We start from the raw sequence: 16,008 nt of genomic DNA, 5'->3' as shown, positions 1-16,008 counted from the left end.
GCCCCTCCAGGAGGTTCCGATGTCCCGCCTTCTCCGCCGGCCCGGCCCGGTCGACGTTTCCGCGGAACCACACGTGCGGACGGACGTCATCGGCGCGGTGCTCAAGGACGTGCCCGCGGTGTGCGAGGTCGCGACCGCGCACATCGGGGACGTCATCGAGCAGACCGGCGAGGCCGCGGAGTCGATCGTCGGACAGCTGATCAAGGTCGACGGGCTGGCCGACGTGATGGCCGGCGACGTCGCCCAGCTGGCCGGCACGCTCGGGCGTACGGAATCGGAACTGGGACAGGCCACGTCGTCGAACGACCAGCTCGTGGAGCAGCTAGTCCGGTACTTCCTGTACCGCGACGAGCGGATCCACGAGCTGGTCGACGAGATGCGCGGCCTCAAGAAGCACGTCAGCCAGATCGAGGAAGTCAGCAAGGCGACCAACATCCTGGCGCTCAACGCGATGATCGAGGCGATGCGCGCGGGCGACGCCGGCGAGGGCTTCGCGGTCGTCGCCGACGAGGTCCGCAAGCTCGCCGACCGCTCGGCCAAGGCCGCGCAGGGCATCGGCAGCAGCATCGCCGACCTGACCACCCGGCTCGACCGGGTGCTCTCCGACGACTCCTCGTTCGAGAGCGTCACCGCGAGCGCCGGGGCGAGCAGCGCCGACACCGCCATGACCCGCCGGCTCAACAGCATCGCCGACGCCCAGCGGGGGCTGTCGCAGATGGTGGGCCAGGTCCTGCACGACACCATGGCGGCCCTGCACCAGGTCGAGCAGAGCTCCGGCGCGCTCACCGCGGAGACCACGGGGGCGGTCGGGCACGTCCAGTTCCAGGACATCACCCGGCAGATGCTGGAGCACGTGGCCGACGCGATCGGCCGCGTCAAGCAGAGCGCCGAGGACACGGTCGGGTACGCCGCAGGCACCATGCCCGAGCACACGGTGCGCGAACGAGCGATCTCGGTCGATGACCTGCGCGCCCACCATGTGATGTCACGCCAGCGGGTGACGCACGGCCAGCACACGGCCGCCGGCGCCGCCGCTAACGACGGCCCGGTGATCGAGCTCTTCTGAGCCCGCCCGCGGCTATCGCTGCGATCGGGTTCCCGGCGTCGCTTCGGCCTCGGACCGGGGCCCGGCCTCGGCCGGGCGGCGGGTCAGGACCTGGGGACCGGTGGGGGTGACCGCGATGGTGTGCTCGGAGTGGGCGGTGCGCGAGCCGTCGGCCGAGCGGATCGTCCAGCCGTCGTCGTCGTAGCGGATCTTGTCGGTGGACCGGCACAGCCAGGGCTCGATGGCCAGGGTCAGGCCGGGATCGAGACGCATGCCACGGCGGGCCCGGCCGCTGTTGGCGACGTGCGGGGCCTCGTGCATGGTGCGGCCGATGCCGTGGCCGCCGAACTCGCCGTTGACGCCGTAGCCGTACGAGTGGGCGACCTGGCCGATCGCGGCCGAGATGTCGCCGAGGCGGCCGCCGGGCTGGGCGGCGGCGATGCCGGCCTCCAGCGCGACCTGGGTCGCCTCAATCAGCTTGAGGTCCTCCGAATCGGGAGTGCCGACGATGAACGAGTACGCGGAGTCGGCCACCCAGCCGTTGATGCCGAGCGCCATGTCGATGCTGAGCAGGTCGCCGTCGCGCAGCACGTAGTCGTGGGGCAGGCCGTGCAGGACCGCGTCGTTGACCGACAGGCAGAGCACGTTGCGGAACGGGCCCCGGCCGAACGAGGGGGCGTAGTCCCAGTAGCACGACTCGGCGCCGCGCTCGGCGATGCGGCGGCGGGCGTGGTGCTCGATGTCCATCACGTTGACGCCGACCGCGGCCACCCGGCTCAGCTCGTCGATCAGCTCGCCGACGAACTGACCGGCCACCGCCATCCGGCCGATCTCCTCGGCCGACTTGAGCTCGATCACCGTTTTTCTCCTTCGCCGACGCGGCATTTCTCTACCGGTATTTTTATACCACGGGCTAAGCTGCGGGCATGGTTCGCCAGCCCCTGACCCCCGAGCAGATCGCCGCCGGCCGGCGTCTCGGTGTCGCGCTCCGGGCCGCCCGGGGTGGCCGCAGCCTGGTCGAGGTGGCCCTGGCGGCCGGCATGTCGCCCGAGACCCTGCGCAAGATCGAGGCGGGCCGCCTGCCCGCGCCGGCGTTCGGCACCGTGGTCTGCCTGAGTCAGGCCCTCGACGTGCCCCTGGGCGACCTGGCCGACGCGTGGCTGGCCGACATGCCCGCCCGCCAGGCCTCCTGAGGCCGAAGCCTCCCCGGAGCCAGCCCGCTGAAACGCTGAGCCGCTGAACACTGAGCCCGCGGAAACGCCGGTCGGCACGCGGCTGCGCGCTTTACCGTGAACACGGGTTTGTATCGGCTGTGTGAACGCGTGTGAACTCTTCCAGCGCTGGATATCAGCTGTTCGGACGAGCCTCCGGGCGAATGGTTGCGGTCTGGCTGTGAACAACGGCCGGGCTCTTGTTCACTCTCACGTTATCCGGTAGAACTCCGTTCACGGCCCTTGTGGGGGTCGCCAGCCGTTCGGCTCTAGGAGGACCACCCATGGCTCCGCCAAACATCTCTCGTCGCGGCCTGCTCCAGCTCGGTGGCAGCGTGGCGCTTTTGATGACGACCGGCGCGTGTGCGGCCGGCAGTGACGACAACCCGGACTCCAGCGCGTCGGCCGGCCCCGCGGCGAGCACCCTGCGGATCGCCGTCTCCAGCTACCTCTCGAGCTGGGACCAGGACTTCGTCGGCTTCGACCTGACCGCGCTGATGCTGTTCAAGAACGTCTACCCATACATGATCGACTACGGCGTCACGACGGCCGGGGACAGCCAGATCCTCGACACCGGCAACATCACCCCGACCTTCGCCGAGTCGTTCGAGCCGGACAGCACGCAGAAGATCTGGACGCTCAAGCTGCGCCAGGGCGTCAAGTTCGCCAGCGGCAACGAGATGAAGGCGGCCGACGTCAAGTGGTCGAAGGACCGCGCGTTCGCGGCCCAGGCCAACGTGGCCGGCATCTACCGCACCATCGGGCTCACCAAGCCCGAGCAGGTCGTGGTCAAGGACGACTACACGGTCGAGTTCCACCAGGAGTTCCCGAGCGCCCTGACCAAGCAGATCCAGGCCATCTCGCTCTACGTGTTCGACTCGGCCGAGGCCAAGAAGCACGCCACCGATGCCGACCCGTGGGCCAAACAGTGGTTCGCCAAGAACGCCCCGACCGGCGGTTACTTCAACGTTGCCAAGGCCACCCAGGGCCAGGAGATCGAGCTCACCGCCAACACCGGCTACCCGGGCAAGGACGGCGCCAAGACCCCGACGATCCGGCTCTCGGTCGTGCCCGCCGCGGCCAACCAGCGCCTTCAGCTGCAGGCCGGCGACATCGACATCGCGCTCGGCATCACCGGTCAGGACCTGCAGGACCTCAAGAAGGCCGAGGGCATCAAGGTGCTCTCCGCGGCCAGCAACAACCAGGTCGCGATCCAGATGTCGGTCACCACCGCGCCGTTCGACGACGTCAACGTGCGCAAGGCCCTCGCCTACGCGGTGCCCTACGAGCAGATCATCAAGAACGTGTACGGCGGTGACGCCCGGCCGACCAAGAGCCTGGTGCCGCTGGACATGCCCGGCTACGCCGAGACCGGCTACCCCTTCACGTACGACCTCGAGCAGGCCAAGGCGGCCCTGGCCGCGTCGGGCAAGACCGCGATCAACTCGGAGCTGGTCTTCGAGGCCAACAACGACGAGCAGCAGAAGATCGCCGTGCAGGTGCAGGCCGAGGCGGCCAAGGCGGGCATCACGCTCAAGCTGACCCCGCTCGACCCGGCCACGCTGGGGGAGCGCCGCACCCAGAAGAGCATCCCGCTGCAGATCACCACCGGGCAGCTGTGGGTCAACGACGTCGAATACATGCTGGCCACCAGCTTCGTGAAGGGCGCCGCGCTCAACTACTCGAACTACACCAACCCGGAGATCGAACAGATCTACACCAAGTCGCACACCACCGTGGACGACGCGGCCCGCAAGCAGCTCTGGTCGCAGGTGCAGTCGATTCTCGCGGCCGACGTGCCCTGGGTGATCATCTGCCAGCCCAACTTCAATCTTCCCGTACGGGAAAAGGTGTCGGGCTGGGTGCAGCCGATGGACGGCCTGGCCCGTCTCCGCTACCTGAGCGCGTCGGCCTGATCCGGTGCGAATTCTGCGTTTCGTCGGTCGCCGGCTGCTCCAGCTGATCCCGGTTCTGCTCGGGGTGGTCGTGCTGACCTTCCTGCTGGTGAGAGTGCTGCCCGGCGACCCGATCCGCAGCATCCTCGGGCCCAACGCGACCGAGGCCGACGCGGACGCCGCGCGCGCCCGTTTCGGCCTCGACCAGCCCATGTGGAAACAGTTCCTCGACTACCTGGGCGGCCTGGTCACCGGCGACTTCGGCACCTCGATCCAGAGCGGCGCCTCGGTCACCGGCGAGATGGCCCTGCGTCTGGGGCCCACGCTCGAGCTGGTGTTGTCCGCCGTGTCGATCGCGATCGTCCTGGCCATCTGGCTGGGCATCTGGTCGGCGCGGCGGGCCGACCGGTTCGGCGACCATTCCGTACGCATCTTCGCCCTGTTCGGCAACTCCATCCCGGAGTTCTGGCTGGGCCTGGTGCTGATCCTCGTCGGTTACGCGGCGCTGGGCTGGTTCCCGGCGCCCAGCGGCCGCGTCGACCCGGACACCGACCTCACCCCGCTGACCGGGGCCGACCTGATCGACGCGCTGCTCACCGGCAACGGGCCGGCCATCTCGTCGGCCGCCGCGCACCTCGTGCTGCCGGTGCTCACGCTGGTCATCGGCGTCCTGGCGCCGCTGCTGCGGAGCGTACGGGCGTCCGCTCTGGAAGTTCTGCGTTCCGAGGCGTACGCCGCGGCGGCCGCGCACGGGCTGCCCGAGCGCACGCTGCTGCGCGGCTATCTGCGGCGGGCCACGCTGGTGCGGCTGCCGTCGCTGGCCGCGCTGGTCTTCGGCACCGCGCTCGGCTCGACCGTCCTGGTCGAGTACGTCTTCTCGTGGCAGGGCTTCGGCCAGTGGGCGCTGCGCGGGCTGCTCTACCGCGACTACCCGGTCGTGCAGGCGTCTGTGCTGATCATTGCCTTCGCCTACGTCCTGGTCTTCCTCATCGCCGACGTCGTGCACGCCTGGCTCGACCCGAGGGTGAAAATCTGATGGCTGAGATCCAGATGGCGCAGCCCGGCGCCGTCCCCGTCGTCTCCGGCAGCCGGGACGGCCGGTTCGCCAACGCCCTGATCTATGTCGGCAGCGCGATCCTGGCGGTCGCCGCCCTGGCCGCACTGCTGGCCCCGCTGCTGACCACCTGGGGCCCGACCGAGATCGACCCGTCCGGCACGCTCGCCTCCCCGGGCGGCCCGCATCTGCTCGGCAGCGACGGCAACGGCATGGACGTGTGGAGCCGGATGCTGCACGCGGCCCGCCTCGACCTGGGCATCGCCGTGCTGGCCGTCGCCCTGGCCGTGGTCGTGGGCACGCTGCTCGGCCTGCTCGCCGGCTACCTGGGCGGCTGGGTCGACGACGTGCTCATGCGCATCGTCGACATCTTCCAGGCGTTCCCCACCTTCATCCTGGCCCTCGCGGTCAGCGCGCTGCTCGGCGGCGGGTTCGTCAACCTGGTGATCACGATCGCCGCGGTCAACGCCCCCGCGTACGCGCGGCTGGTGCGGGCCGAGGTGCGCACGCTGCGCGAGATGCAGTACATCGACGCGGCCAAGACCTCCGGCGCCTCCACCCTCGGCATCATGTGGCGGCATCTGCTGCCCAACAGCCTGACGCCCGTACGGGTGATCGCGCCCCTGAACTGCGGCTGGGCCATGCTCACGCTGGCCGGCCTGTCCTTCCTCGGCCTGGGCGTCACGGTGCCCACCGCCGAATGGGGCTCCATGATCAGCCTCGGCACGTCGGACGTCGTGGCCGGCCGCTGGTGGACCTCGGTCCCGCCCGGCCTGGCCCTGCTCGTCTGCGTCCTCGGCTTCAGCCTGCTGGGCGAGGGCCTGCAGGAACGCGCGGACGCGAAGAGGCGATGACCATGCCCAGTCTCGTGAGCCGGCTCGGCGGCAGTCCGCAGGAAGGCGGTGACCATGCTTGAGATCGAAGACCTGTCGGTGGTCATCCGGCGACCCGGGCGCCAGGTCGCGGCGCTCAGCAACGTGAGCTTCTCGGTCGCCCCCGGCGAGGTGGTCGGCCTGGTCGGCGAGAGCGGCGGCGGCAAGAGCATGGTCGCGCGGGCGATCGTCGGGATGCTGCCCGCCGGCTCACACTCGACCGGACGGGTCGGCTTCGACGGCGCCGACGTGCTCCGGATGGACGCCGCGGCCCTGGCCCGGCACCGGGGACGCGGCGCGGCGATCTGCTTCCAGAACCCCCGGGGAGCGCTCAGCCCCACCCGTACGGTGGGACGGCAGTTGATCGACCGCCTGGTCACGCATCAGGACATGAGCGGCGAGCGCGCCCGGGAAAGCGCGCAGGAGCTGTTCGCGTCGGTCGGCATCCGCAACCCCGCCCGGCGCCTGGAGGCCTATCCGCACGAGCTGTCGGGCGGCATGGCCCAGCGCGTGATGATCTCGCTGGCGACCGGCTGCGCCCCCGGCCTGCTGATCGCCGACGAGCCGACCACCGGCCTCGACGTCACGCTGACCCGCGAGATCCTGCGCCAGTTCCGCCACGCCGCCGACACCGACGGCCGCGGCGTCCTGCTGATCTCGCACGACCTGGCCTCGATCGCCGAGGTCTGCGACCGCGTGGTGGTCCTCTACGCCGGCACGGTCGTCGAATCCGGCCCGGCCGCCAAGGTGCTGCGCGAGCCCGCCCACCCCTACACCCGGGCCCTGTTGCGCTCGGTGCCCGACGTCGGCGGCGGCCGGGTGGTCCCGACGGCCGGCGGCATGCCGCTTCTGACGTCGGCTCCGCACGACTGCCCGTTCGCGCCGCGCTGCGCCCACGCGGGGGACGACTGCCGCAGCACACGCCCGCAGACGAAGCCGTTGGAAGACGGCTGGTCCTTGGCGTGCTTCCACCCGCAGCAGGCGCCTCTGTCCGAGGCCGCGGCGGGCGAGCCCGCCCGGACCGACGCTACGCCCGGCGAGCTCGTGCTGAAGATCGAGGACGCGCATGTCGTCTATCGGAGCCGGTTCGGCTCGGGTGGGCACCATGCCCTGCGCGGGGTCAGTCTGGAGCTCCGGGCCGGTGAGACGCTCGGCGTCGTGGGGGAGAGCGGCTGCGGCAAGAGCACGCTGGCCAAGCTCATCATGGGACTCATCGAGCCGTCGGAAGGGTCGGTCGCGGTCGCCGGCAAGAACGTCGGCAAGCTCAGCCGGGCCGAGCGGACCCGGGCGCAGATGGTGTTTCAGGACCCGATCGGGTCGCTGAGCCCCCGGCGCACCGTGGGGGACTCCATCGCCGAACCGCTGCGGGCGGCCAAGGTGTCCTCCAGCGACCGGGCCGGGCGGGTCGAGGCGGCGCTCGGTCGGATGGAGCTCGACCGGTCGATCCTGGGCCGCTATCCGCACGAGCTCTCCGGCGGGCAGGCGCAGCGCATCGGGATCGCCCGGGCGCTCGTCGGGCAGCCCGACCTGATCGTCTTCGACGAGCCGACCAGCGCGCTCGATGTCACCGTGCAGGCGCAGATCCTCGACGTCATCGCCGACGTCGCCGCGGACGCCGGCCACGGGTCGGTGTTCATCTCGCACGACCTGGCCACCGTGCGCGGCTTCGCCGACCGGGTGGTCGTGCTCTATCTCGGCCGGGTGGTCGAGGAGGGGCCGGTCGACGAGGTCTTCGACCGCCCCAAGCATCCCTACACGCGGGCCCTGCTGGGCAGCGCGCCCCGGCTGGGCGAGACCCGCACGGCCGACGTCCAGCTGGTCAAGGACCTGGACGAGGCGGACGCGGCCGCCGGGTGCCCGCTGGCCGCCCGCTGCCCGTTCGTCACCGACACCTGCCGGTCGCAGGAGCAGACCCTTCAGCCGTACGGCGCGAGCCGGGCCGCCTGCTGGCGTGTGCCCGAGCTGCCCGCCCTGATCGAAAAGAGCTGAGCATGACCATCCGGCTGGCCGTGGACATCGGCGGCACCTTCGTCGACGCGATGGAACTGGACACCCGCACCGGCAAGGTCCGCTTCCGCAAGGCCTCGACCACCCCGGCCAACCCGGCCGAGGGCGTGCTCAACGCGATCGCCGCGCTGGGCACCGACCTGAGCCAGGTCGAGCTGTTCATCCACGGCACCACGCTGGGCCTGAACGCGGTGCTGGAGCGGCGCGGCGGCAACACCGGCATCATCACCAACGAGGGCTTCCGCGACATCTTCCTGATCGGCCGGGGCAACGTGCCCGCCGCCCACATGTACGACTTCCGCTACCAGCGCCCGGAAAGCCTGGTGCAGCGCCGGTTCACCGCGGGCGTCAAGGGCCGGCTCGACTACAAGGGCAACGTCGTCGACGAGCTCGACCCCGAGAGCGTCCGGGCGGCGGCGCGGGAGCTGATCGAGAACCAGGGCGTCACGTCGATCGCGATCACCTTTCTGCACTCGTTCCTCGACCCGGCGCACGAGCGCGAGGCGGCCCGGATCATCCGCGAGGCCTACCCGGGCGTGAGCCTGTCGCTGTCGACCGACATCGTGCGCGAATACCGGGAGTACGAGCGGACCAGCACCACCGTGCTCGAGGCCTACATCCGGCCGATCTTCGAGCGCTACGTCGACGAGCTCGAGAAGGGCCTGGCCGACGGGGGCTTCGCCGGCCGGTTCCTGATCATGCGATCGGGTGGCGGCTCGATGACCGGCGCGGTGGCCAAGACGTCGCCCACCCACACCGTGCTCTCCGGCCCGGCCGGCGGCATCGTGGGCGCCGCCTATCTCGCCCGCGAACTGGGCCGCGACAACATGCTCACGTTCGACATCGGCGGCACCTCGCTCGACGCCTGCGTGATCGAGAAGGGCAGCCCGGTCGCCGCGTACGAGGCCCAGCTCGAGCATTTCCCGCTGCTAATTCCCACGTACGACATCCGCACGATCGGGGCCGGCGGCGGTTCGATCGCCTGGCTCGACCGCGGTCTGCTCAAGGTGGGCCCGCAGAGCGCCGGCGCCGCGCCCGGTCCGGTCTGCTACGGCCGCGGCGGCACGCAGCCGACGGTGACCGACGCCGCCGTGGTGCTCGGTTTCGTCGACCCGGAACGGTTCCTGGCCGGCACCATGGGCCTGGCCGACGAGGCCGCCCGCGACGCGATCCGCGAGCAGCTGGCCGAGCCGCTCGGGCTGTCCGTGGCCGATGCCGCCGCCGGCATCTTCGACGTGCTGCTGGCCAAGACGGTCGGCGCAGTCCGGCAGATCACCGTCGAGCGGGGCCACGACCCGCGGGTGTTCTCGCTGCTGGCCTTTGGCGGCGCCGGTCCGTTGCTGGCCCCGCTGCTGGCCCGCGAGATGGGCATCGGCGAGGTGCTCGTGCCCTTCGCGCCGTCCGGCTTCTCGGCCTGGGGCATGCTCAGCGCCGACATCGTCAACGACTTCAGCCGTACGGTGATGACCACGCTCGACGGCGCCGATCTGGCTCTGCTCGAACCGCTGTTCTCCGAGACCGAGGCCGAGGCGATCGCGTCGCTGACCGCGCAGGGCGTGCCGGCCGGCGAGGGGGTGCTCGAGCGCCAGTTCGAGCTGCGCTATCTGGGTCAGGAACACAGCCTAATGGTCACGGTCGGCTCCACTCTGGACGCCGATGCGGTGCGGGCGGCCTTCGACGAGGTGCACCACGCGCGTTACGGCCACACGATGAGCAACCCCTTGCAGATCCTCAATTTGCGCGTACGGGGGATCGGCCGCACCTCGCGCCCGGAGCTCCCGCTGCTCGAGGCCGGCGGCGAGGCCACGCCCCGTACGCACCGGGAAGCCTTTGATTTCGGCACCCGCGGAATCGTGCCGTTCGCCGTCTACGACCGCGCCGACCTCAAGGCCGGAAACACGTTCCCCGGCCCGGCGCTGGTGGACGAAGGCACCTCGACCACCGTGGTGCCCAGCGGCCAGAACGTGACCGTCGATGAGCACGGTTACTTGCACGTCACCCTTACGGAGGCCGCCGCGTGACCGCCCTGGACGGCGCTCGCGTCGAGGTCGTGCGCAGCTATCTGCTGTCCGCGGCCGAGGAGATGCGGGCCACCCTCATCCGTACGTCGTTCAACCCGGTCATCTACGAGGTGCACGACTTCGGCCTGTCCCTGTACGACGCGCGGATGCGGCCGGTCGCCGAGGCCACCGGGCTCACCTCGTTCCTCGGCGCCAACGACTATTCGCTGCGCAAGGGCGTCGAATACGTGGGCGTCGAGAACCTGCACCCGGGCGACGTGGTGCTGCTCAACTACCCGTACTGGAACGCCGCCCACGCCTCCGACGCCACGCTGTTCGCGCCGGTGTTCGACGACGGCGGGACGCTGATCGGCTTCCTCTGCATCCGCGCCCACTGGATGGATCTGGGCGCCAAGGACCCGGGCTACGTGCTCGACTCCACCGACATGCACCAGGAGGGCCTGATCTTCCCGGGCACCAAGGTGGTCTCCCGCGGCGAGCCGGTGCGCGACATCCACGAGTTGCTGCGGTTCAACTCGCGCATGCCCGACGCGATCCTCGGCGACCTGCACGCCCAGATCGCCGCCATCCGTACGGGCGAACGCCGGCTGCTGGAGATCTACGCCAAGTTCGGCCGCCCGACCGTGCTGGCCGCGATCGACCAGATCATCGCCGACGGCGAGGCCCGCACCCGGGCCGCCCTGGCCGAGCTGCCGCAGGGCAGCTGGACCGCCGAGGACTACCTGGACGACGACGGCATCACCGACGATCCGGTCAAGATGCGGGTCACCGTCACCATCGCCGACGGCAAGTTCCTGGTCGACTTCGCGGGTTCGTCGCCGGCCGTCCGCGGCCCGATCAACATGCCGTTCGGGGCCACCGAGGCCATCTGCAAGGTCATCCTCAAGTCGCTGACCTCACCCGACGAGCCGTCCAACGCCGGCACGGTGGCCCCGCTGGAGGTGCGGGCCGAACCGGGCACGCTCTTCCACGCGGTCTACCCGCAGCCCACGTTCACGTTGTGGACCGGCATCGTCGCGTTCGAGCTGATCCTCAAGGCCCTGGCCCAGGGCATGCCCGAGCGGCTGCCCGCCTCCAGCGGCGGCGACGTGCCCGGTTTCATGATGGTCGGCGTGCACCCCGACACCGGGGCCATGTTCGCGGTCAGCAACAACGAGCTGGTCGGCTGGGGTGGCACGGCCGATCACGACGGCATGGACGCGGCCACCCACGTGTCCGGCAGCACCGGGCGCGGCACCCCGATCGAGGTGCTGGAGGCCCGCACCGGGATGTTCATGGAGCGGGTCGAGATCCGCACCGACTCGGGCGGCGCCGGCAAGTTCCGCGGCGGCAGCGGCCTCCGGCGGGACATCCGGTTCGTCACCCCGGGCGAGTTCCTCATGGTCATCAAGAAGACCAAGACCCAGCCGTGGGCGCTGGCCGGCGGGCTGCGGCCCGACCCCAACCAGATCATCGCGTTCCCCGGCACCGACCGCGAGGAGCGGATCAGCACCAAGCGACTGACCGTCGAGCCGGGCGACCGGGTCACGCTGCTCACCGCGGGCGGCGGCGGTCACGGCGATCCCGCCGATCGGGACCCGGCCCTGGTGGAGCGGGATGTCGCCGAGGGATACGTCTCGGCGTCGGCCGCGCGGGAGATCTACCGGGCCGGGCGCGATGACTGACGGGGCCACCGTCGAGGTCATCCGCAACCACCTCGTGTCGGCGGCCGAGGAGATGCGGGCGGCGCTGGTCCGCACGGCGTTCAACCCGGTCATCTACGAGGTGCACGACTTCGGCATCTCGATCTACGACCGGTCGTTGCGGCTGATCGCCGAGTCCACCGGCCTGTCCCGGTTCCTGGGGGCCAACGACTACTCGATCCGCAAGGGCGTCGACTACGTCGAGACGCTGGAGAAGGGCGACATCGTCCTCCTCAACTACCCGTACTGGAACGCGGCCCACTCGTACGACGCGACGATGTTCGCGCCCGTGTACGCCGGGGACGAACTGGTGGCGTACCTCTGCATCCGCGCGCACTGGATGGACCTGGGCGCCAAGGATCCCGGCTACGTGCTCGACTCCACCGACATGCACCAGGAAGGCCTGATCTTCCCGGGCACCAAGGTGTACTCGCGCGGCGAGCCGGTGAACGACATCCTCGAGCTGATCCGTTTCAACTCGCGGATGCCCGACCTGGTGCTGGGCGACCTCAACGCCCAGATCGCGGCCCTGCGCACCGGCGAGCGGCGGGTGGCCGAGCTGTTCGTCCGCTACACCGCGCCGGTGGTGGACGAGGTCGTCGACCGGTTCGTCCAGGCCGCGGCCGACTCCGCCGCGGAGGCGGTGGCCCGGCTGCCCCAGGGCAGCTGGACGGCCGAGGACTGGCTGGACGACGACGGCGTCACCGAGGACCCCATCCTCATGCGGGCCACGGTGACCATCCAGGACGGCACCTTCACGGTCGACTTCGCCGGTTCCTCGCCGGCCGTGCCCGGCCCGGTCAACCTGCCGATCGGCTCGACCATCGCCACCTGCCGGGTCGCGTTCAAGGCGATCACCACTCCGGACGAGCAGACCAACGCCGGCCACTTCGCTCCTCTGCGGGTGGAAGCTCAGCCGGGCACGCTCTTTCATGCGGTGTATCCGTCGGCGACGTTCACCCAGTGGACCGGCACGGTCGCGCTCGAACTGATCTACAAGGCCCTGGCTCAGGGGATGCCTTCGCGCCTGCCGGCCAGCAGCGGAGGCGACGTGCCCGGCTTCATGATGGTCGGACTGCACCCCGACACCGGTGCGATGTTCGCGGTCAGCAACAACGACCCGGTCGGCTGGGGCGGCGCACCCGACCACGACGGCATCGGCCCGGCCAACCACCTGTGCCAGACCCAGGCCCGCAACACCCCGGTCGAGGTGCTCGAGGCCCGGACCGGCATGTTCTTCGAACGCGTCGAGGTGCGTACGGACTCGGGCGGCGCCGGGAAGTTCCGGGGCGGCTGCGGGCTGCGCCGCGACATCCGGTTCGTGACCGACGGCGAGTTCCTGTCGGTCATCAAGAAGACGAAGAGCGCGCCGTGGGCGCTCGACGGCGGCCGGCGGCCCGAGCCGAACCAGGTCGTCGTCTTTCCCGGCACCGGCCGCGAGAAGCGGGTCAGCACCAAACGCACCCCCGTGCGCGCCGGTGACCGGGTCACGCTGCTGACCGCCGGTGGCGGCGGGCACGGCGACCCGGGCCTGCGGGACCCGGACGCGGTGCGCCACGACGTTCAGGAGGGCTACGTCTCGCCGGAGGCGGCCCGCAAGGTGTACGGGGTGATCGTGTGAACCAGCTTCTCGGCAACTGCACCGTGGTGGACGCCCGGGTCAACGAGGGCGTGCTCCCGACCAAGGACGCCGGCGTCTGGATCACCGGCGACCGGATCGCCGCGGTCGGCCCGTACGGGGAGATCGCCGCGCGGGCCCGGACGGCCGGACCGGTCGTCGAGCGCGACCTCAACGGCGCGTTCGTGACGCCCGGCCTGGTCAACATGCACACCCACTTCTCGCTGTCCCTGCCCGGCCCGGGCGGCAACGCGGTCAAGGACATGGGCCCGCACGACCTGGCCCTCTACATGGCCGACGGGGCCCGGCGCACCCTGGACTGCGGCGTCACCACCGTGCGCAACGTGGCCGAGAAGGACCACGCCGACTTCGCGCTGCGCCGGGCCATCCAGGCCGGGCGCGTCCCGGGGCCGCGCATGTTCACGGCCGGGCGGGCGCTGGTCTGCACCGGCGGGCACGGGCACGAGAGCGGCGACACGATGGAGTGCGACGGCCCGGTCGGGTTCCGGCACGGCGTCCGCAGCCAGATCAAGGCCGGCGCCGACCTGATCAAGGTGATGATCTCGGGCGGGATCGCCGGCGAGCACGAGGGCATCGCCACGCCGCAGCTGTTCGCCGACGAGATGGCCGCGGTGATCGAGACCGCGCACGCCTGGGGCCGCAAGGTGACCGCGCACGCCGGCCCGGCCGAGGTGATCGGCGCGGCGGTCGAGCTGGGCCTGGACTGCGTCGAGCACGGCTACCAGCTGACCCCGCAGGTCGCGGCGCGGATGGCCGAGAAGGGCACCGCGCTGGTGCCGACCCTGCTCGTCACCCGGTGCAAGGAGTTCTTCGACGAGCTCGGCGTCCCGGAATGGATGCAGTGCCGGTCGCTGGGCGCGGGCCCGCGGCATCTGGAGAGCTTCGCGATGGCCCTGGAGGCCGGCGTGGAGATCCTGCTCGGCAGCGACATGCCCCCGTTCTGGTCGTTCGAGGGCACCAACGCCACCGTACGGGAGCTGGAAAATCTGGCCGACCAGCTGGGGCCGCAGCGGGCGCTGCACGCGGGCACCCGCGGCCCGATCCGCTGGCTCGGCCTCCAGGACGACCTGGGCACGGTCGAGGAGGGCAAGTACGCGGATCTGATCGCCATGGACGCCGACCCGCTCGACGACACCTCGGCCTTCCGGGACGTGCGGTTCGTGATGAAGGGCGGCGTCGTCCGCCGGGAGGAGCAGCGATGAGTTTCGCCGAGATCGGGGCCGCGGCCATCGCGGCCGGCATCGACGACATGTACGCGTCGTTCCTGGCGGGCGACCGCACGGGCTTCGACGCCCACCTGCACGAGGACGTCACCACCTGGGAGACGCACCTGCCGGGCCCGCTGCGCACGCGGCGCGAACTGGACTCCTACCGGGACACCCGGGACGCGGCGGGGGAGCGGCCGGTGCTCGACGTGATGATGGCGACCGACAAGCGGATCGACGTCTGGGGCGACACCGGCGTGGCCCGCTACGTGCTGGTGACGCGGGTCGCGAACGACAGCGAGGAACAGCACACACGGGTCACCGACGTGCTCCGCTGCCTGGACGGCCGCTGGCGCATCGTGCACCACCACGCGGAGCTGGTCCGCCCGTGATCCGGCGGCTGATCGCGACATCGACCGGCGAGCCGCGGGACGTGCTCCGGCTCGCCCCGGTCGCCGACGACCCGCCGCCCGGGCCCGGGCAGGTGCGGCTGGCGGTGCACGCGGTCGGCCTCAACTTCCTCGACGTGTCGCTGTGCCGGGGCGACTATCCGGTGCGGCCCGACCCGCCGATGACCCCGGGCGTCGAAGCGACCGGCCGGGTGGTGGAGGCCGGGCCGGGCGCCTCGGAATGGCTGGGCCGGGAGGTCGTGGCCTGCCCGGCTCTGCCGCACGGCGCGCTCGGCGACACCGTCACCATCGACGCCGGCCTGGTCGTCGAGCGGCCGGCGACGGTGGATCCGATCACGGCGGCGGCGCTGCCGGTGACGTACCAGACCTCGTGGTTCGCCCTGGAGCGGGCGCGCCTCGCCAAGGGCGAGACCGTGCTGGTGCACGCCGGGGCGGGCGGGGTCGGCATCGCCACCATCCAGCTGGCGGTGGCCCGGGGCGCCCGCGTCATCGCCACCGCGGGCTCCGCCGCCAAACTCGACCGGTGCCGGGCCGAGGGAGCTTCGGTGGCGGTCGGCTACGACGACTTCGAGTCGGTGGCCGCGGACGTCGACGTGGTCATCGACCCGGTCGGCGGCGACCTGCTCGGTCGCTCGATCGACTGCCTGGCCTTCGAGGGGCGGCTGGTCAGCGTGGGCATGGCGGCCGGGCCGCCCCCGCCGGTCGACCCGGCCCGGCTGATCGCCCGCAACGCCGACCTGATCGGTGTCTCGTGGGGATCGCGGTACCCGTGGGCCCGCCCGGCCGAGGTGCGGGCCGCCTACGACGAGTTGTTCCGCCGGTGCGCCGCGGGCGAGCTGCGGCCGCCGGTCACCCGGGTCGTGCCGCTGGCCGAGGCGCCCGCCGCGCTGGCCGACCTGGCCGCCCGGCGCACCACCGGCAAGGTCATCGTGCAGGTCAACGGCTTCACCGAGGAGGCATCGTGAGC

General features: G+C 71.2%; 13 protein-coding genes. 12 read left to right on the top strand and 1 reads right to left on the bottom strand.

Annotated features, from left to right (window positions below):
* Window positions 1-19 precede the first annotated feature (19 nt).
* The gene (locus ACZ3I4_RS24595; RefSeq protein WP_465384347.1) at window positions 20-1,066 is read left to right on the top strand and encodes a methyl-accepting chemotaxis protein; all 1,047 of its coding nucleotides are present in this window, start codon (window positions 20-22) and stop codon (window positions 1,064-1,066) included.
* 12 nt (window positions 1,067-1,078) lie between these two features.
* On the opposite strand, the gene map is transcribed toward ACZ3I4_RS24595, so the two are convergent.
* A complete protein-coding gene (gene map, locus ACZ3I4_RS24590) occupies window positions 1,079-1,903 on the bottom strand; it encodes a type I methionyl aminopeptidase (protein ID WP_465384346.1) in 825 nt (274 codons plus the stop codon).
* A 68-nt stretch (window positions 1,904-1,971) separates the two neighbouring features.
* Here map and ACZ3I4_RS24585 point away from each other — a divergent pair, with 68 nt between their 5' ends.
* The 11 genes from ACZ3I4_RS24585 (at window position 1,972) to ACZ3I4_RS24535 (ending at window position 16,006) form a co-directional block, all read left to right on the top strand.
* Window positions 1,972-2,238: a helix-turn-helix domain-containing protein gene (locus tag ACZ3I4_RS24585; RefSeq protein ID WP_465384345.1), complete on the top strand. Its 267-nt coding sequence runs from the start codon at window positions 1,972-1,974 to the stop codon at window positions 2,236-2,238.
* Between the two features lie 302 nt (window positions 2,239-2,540).
* The gene (locus tag ACZ3I4_RS24580) at window positions 2,541-4,172 is read left to right on the top strand and encodes an ABC transporter substrate-binding protein (protein ID WP_465384344.1); all 1,632 of its coding nucleotides are present in this window, start codon (window positions 2,541-2,543) and stop codon (window positions 4,170-4,172) included.
* 4 nt (window positions 4,173-4,176) lie between these two features.
* Window positions 4,177-5,187 (top strand): ABC transporter permease, encoded by a 1,011-nt coding sequence (locus tag ACZ3I4_RS24575; protein WP_465384343.1) that lies wholly within the window; start codon window positions 4,177-4,179, stop codon window positions 5,185-5,187.
* Entirely contained in the window at window positions 5,187-6,059 is an 873-nt protein-coding gene (locus ACZ3I4_RS24570; protein WP_465384342.1) for an ABC transporter permease, read from the top strand. The genes ACZ3I4_RS24575 and ACZ3I4_RS24570 overlap by 1 nt, the downstream gene beginning before the upstream one ends.
* Before the next feature lie 54 nt (window positions 6,060-6,113).
* Window positions 6,114-8,066, top strand: a complete 1,953-nt coding sequence (locus ACZ3I4_RS24565; RefSeq protein ID WP_465384341.1) for a dipeptide ABC transporter ATP-binding protein — start codon at window positions 6,114-6,116, stop codon at window positions 8,064-8,066.
* A gap of 2 nt (window positions 8,067-8,068) precedes the next feature.
* A complete protein-coding gene (locus ACZ3I4_RS24560; RefSeq protein ID WP_465384340.1) occupies window positions 8,069-10,105 on the top strand; it encodes a hydantoinase/oxoprolinase family protein in 2,037 nt (678 codons plus the stop codon).
* Window positions 10,102-11,769 (top strand): hydantoinase B/oxoprolinase family protein, encoded by a 1,668-nt coding sequence (locus ACZ3I4_RS24555; protein WP_465384339.1) that lies wholly within the window; start codon window positions 10,102-10,104, stop codon window positions 11,767-11,769. The genes ACZ3I4_RS24560 and ACZ3I4_RS24555 overlap by 4 nt, the downstream gene beginning before the upstream one ends.
* The gene (locus ACZ3I4_RS24550) at window positions 11,762-13,408 is read left to right on the top strand and encodes a hydantoinase B/oxoprolinase family protein (RefSeq protein WP_465384338.1); all 1,647 of its coding nucleotides are present in this window, start codon (window positions 11,762-11,764) and stop codon (window positions 13,406-13,408) included. The genes ACZ3I4_RS24555 and ACZ3I4_RS24550 overlap by 8 nt, the downstream gene beginning before the upstream one ends.
* Window positions 13,405-14,628, top strand: a complete 1,224-nt coding sequence (locus ACZ3I4_RS24545; protein ID WP_465384337.1) for an amidohydrolase family protein — start codon at window positions 13,405-13,407, stop codon at window positions 14,626-14,628. The genes ACZ3I4_RS24550 and ACZ3I4_RS24545 overlap by 4 nt, the downstream gene beginning before the upstream one ends.
* Window positions 14,625-15,023, top strand: a complete 399-nt coding sequence (locus ACZ3I4_RS24540) for a nuclear transport factor 2 family protein (RefSeq protein WP_465384336.1) — start codon at window positions 14,625-14,627, stop codon at window positions 15,021-15,023. Before ACZ3I4_RS24545 ends, ACZ3I4_RS24540 begins: the two co-directional genes overlap by 4 nt.
* Complete coding sequence (locus ACZ3I4_RS24535) at window positions 15,020-16,006, top strand: NADPH:quinone oxidoreductase family protein (RefSeq protein ID WP_465384335.1); 987 nt, start codon at window positions 15,020-15,022, stop codon at window positions 16,004-16,006. Before ACZ3I4_RS24540 ends, ACZ3I4_RS24535 begins: the two co-directional genes overlap by 4 nt.
* Window positions 16,007-16,008 lie beyond the last annotated feature (2 nt).

It is taken from the genome of Actinoplanes sp. NPDC021490 (genome assembly GCF_055562135.1).
This window is presented reverse-complemented; position numbering and strand designations above follow the sequence as displayed.

Excerpts from the sequence above, each read along its gene's own strand:
- ACZ3I4_RS24595 (WP_465384347.1), top strand. The coding sequence starts at position 20 with ATGTCCCGCCTTCTCCGCCGGCCCGGCCCGGTCGACGTTTCCGCGGAA.
- ACZ3I4_RS24585 (WP_465384345.1), top strand. The coding sequence starts at position 1,972 with ATGGTTCGCCAGCCCCTGACCCCCGAGCAGATCGCCGCCGGCCGGCGT.
- ACZ3I4_RS24580 (WP_465384344.1), top strand. The coding sequence starts at position 2,541 with ATGGCTCCGCCAAACATCTCTCGTCGCGGCCTGCTCCAGCTCGGTGGC.
- ACZ3I4_RS24570 (WP_465384342.1), top strand. The coding sequence starts at position 5,187 with ATGGCTGAGATCCAGATGGCGCAGCCCGGCGCCGTCCCCGTCGTCTCC.
- ACZ3I4_RS24565 (WP_465384341.1), top strand. The coding sequence starts at position 6,114 with ATGCTTGAGATCGAAGACCTGTCGGTGGTCATCCGGCGACCCGGGCGC.
- ACZ3I4_RS24560 (WP_465384340.1), top strand. The coding sequence starts at position 8,069 with ATGACCATCCGGCTGGCCGTGGACATCGGCGGCACCTTCGTCGACGCG.
- ACZ3I4_RS24550 (WP_465384338.1), top strand. The coding sequence starts at position 11,762 with ATGACTGACGGGGCCACCGTCGAGGTCATCCGCAACCACCTCGTGTCG.
- ACZ3I4_RS24540 (WP_465384336.1), top strand. The coding sequence starts at position 14,625 with ATGAGTTTCGCCGAGATCGGGGCCGCGGCCATCGCGGCCGGCATCGAC.